Below are 2496 nucleotides of genomic sequence, written 5' to 3'. Positions count from 1 at the left end.
TGAGCACCGTTTGGCGGTGCCGGACGCTTCGGCCGACAACTCAACCGGGCTACGGGTTTCTCATTCAACCAATGAGGAAGCCTGATGCCTACCCAGAGATTGTCGATGCGCCGGATCCGAGTAGTTCTACGTTTGAGGCATCAGGGCCTGACCGAGCGCGTCATCGCGCGGACGTTGGGAGTGAGCAATGGTGTCGTGCATGGCTACGTGCGTCGCGCCCGCCTTGCCGGGCTGAGCTGGCCGCTGCCGGAGGGCATGGATGACGAGGGCCTGGAGCTGCTGCTGTTCCCGGCGCCAAAGGCTGCCTCGCAAAGCGACCGACGACCGTCCCCCGACTGGGTTTATGTGGAGAAGGAGCTACGCCGGCGCAGCGTGACACGCCTGCTGTTGTGGGAAGAGTATCGCGCCGCCAATCCAGACGGCTTTGGCTATACCTGGTTTTGCACGACTTTCGAGGCCTGGAAGCAGCGGGCGCAGCCGAGCATGCGTCAGACCCACATCGGTGGGGAGAAGGTGTTCGTCGATTTCGCTGGCGACACCATCGACATCTTCGATCCCATCACCGGCGAAGTGCGCGCCATGAAGCTGTTCGTCGCGGCGATGGGGGCCTCGAACTACACCTACGCCGAGGCCTACCCAAGCGAGAGCCTGTCCGACTGGATCGGCGTGCATGCCAACCTGTTCAGGTATCTCGGCGGCGTGCCGAAGTTCGTGGTCTGCGATAATCTCAAGGCCGCCGTGACCAACCCCGATCGCTACGATCCCGGGATCAACCGAACCTATGCCGAGATGGCCGGGCATTACGGCACCGCGATCCTGGCGGCGAGGCCGAGGCGGCCAAAGGACAAGGCCAAGGTTGAGGTCGCCGTCCAGATCGCCCAGCGCTGGATCCTGGCTCGCCTGCGCAACCAGCGCTTCTTTTCCCTGGCGGAGCTCAATGCGGCCATCCGCGGCCTCGTCGTCGAACTCAACGCCCGCCAGATGCGCGGTTTTGGCTCCAGCCGGACCGAGCTGTTCGCCGAGATCGATCGTCCCAAGCTGGGAGAACTGCCGGACCAGCCTACGTCTTTGCGCGCTGGAAGCGTTGCCGCGTCGCGCCCGACTATCATGTCGAGATCGACGGCCATTGGTATTCCACCCCTTATCGGCTGATCCGTGAACTCGTCGATGTCCGCATCGCCGACAAGACCATCGAGGTCTTCCACAAGGGACAGAGGATCGCCAGCCACGCCCGCGCGCCCAACCGGCGTGGCCATACCACCATCGCCGATCATATGCCGAGCGCCCACCGCCGCTACGGCAAATGGACGCCGGGAGGATTGATCGCTGCCGGCGAGAAGATCGGTCCCTCTGCCGCGGCGTTTTTCCAGGCCGTCATCACGGCCCGGCCGCATCCCGAGCAAGGCTTTCGCACCTGCCTCGGTATCCTGTCGCTGGCCAGGAGCTACGACAACGCGCGTGTCGATGCCGCCTGCCGACGCGGCATCCTGATCAAGGCTCGCTCCGTCGCCTCGATCCGTTCGATCCTCAAGAGCGGCCTTGATCGCGCTTTTCTCGACGAGACGTCCGACCACCAGCCCCTGCGCCACGGCAACATCCGCGGTCAGGGCTATTTCCACTGATAGGGAGACCCCCCAATGCTGACACATCCGACCCATGAACGGCTGATTACGCTCGGCTTGACCGGAATGGCCAAGGCCCTCCAGGAGCAGCGACGATCACCGGATCTCGATGCCCTGTCGTTCGAGGAGCGCGTCGGATTGCTGGTCGATCGCGAAGCCGCCGAGCGCGACACCAAACGTCTCACGACCCGTCTCAAGTTCGCCGCGTTGCGCCAGAGCGCATGCGTGGAAGACGTCGATTTGCGCACGCCACGCGGTATCGATCGCGCCGTCTTCGCCAGGCTCGTCGGCGGCGACTGGATCGACCGCAACGAGAACCTGCTCGTCACAGGGGCAACCGGGCTCGGCAAGAGTTGGATTGCCTGCGCCCTCGGCCACAAGGCCTGCCGCGACAATCGTTCGGTCCAGTATCATCGCGTCCCGCGTCTGTTCGAGGCACTTGCCCTGGCTCGCGGCGACGGCCGATATGGCCGACTGCTTAAAACCATCGGCCGCGTTCAACTCCTGATCCTCGATGATTGGGGCCTGTCAGTTCTAAATCCGCCCGAACAGCGCGACCTTCTGGAGATCCTCGACGATCGCCACGGTCGCGCCTCCACCATCGTCACCAGCCAGGTCCCCGTCGAACATTGGCACGACGTTATCGGCGACCCAACCCTCGGCGACGCCATCCTGGACCGCCTCGTTCACAACGCTCACCGCCTTCAACTCTCCGGAGAAAGCATGCGAAAACAAAACGCCCGCAATCAAACTCTTGACGCCAACTCAAACCCCTGACCCAATCACCATGTCGGCCAAAGCGGCTGCTCACGATCGCGCGAAATGCCTGCTCACCATCGCGTGAAATCACCGCTCACCATCAGCGAAATCCGCA

At 63.4% G+C, this 2496-nt stretch carries 1 protein-coding gene and 1 pseudogene; both read left to right on the top strand.

The genetic code is table 11. The features are described 5' to 3' along the window. Positions 1-84 precede the first annotated feature (84 nt). A pseudogene (gene istA, locus IVB48_RS00140) lies at positions 85-1622 on the top strand (IS21 family transposase). A 15-nt stretch (positions 1623-1637) separates the two neighbouring features. After that, positions 1638-2399: an IS21-like element helper ATPase IstB gene (gene istB, locus IVB48_RS00135; RefSeq protein ID WP_247396260.1), complete on the top strand. Its 762-nt coding sequence runs from the start codon at positions 1638-1640 to the stop codon at positions 2397-2399. Positions 2400-2496 lie beyond the last annotated feature (97 nt).

The organism is Bradyrhizobium sp. 76 (genome assembly GCF_023073025.1).
In the GTDB taxonomy this organism is placed as follows: domain Bacteria; phylum Pseudomonadota; class Alphaproteobacteria; order Rhizobiales; family Xanthobacteraceae; genus Bradyrhizobium.
The sequence above is the reverse complement of the archived record's forward strand: the minus strand, read 5'-3'. Positions and strand labels throughout refer to the sequence as shown.

What these genes read in the sequence shown, in the direction of transcription:
- istB (WP_247396260.1), top strand. Translation starts at nt 1,638, where the DNA reads ATGCTGACACATCCGACCCATGAACGGCTGATTACGCTCGGCTTGACC.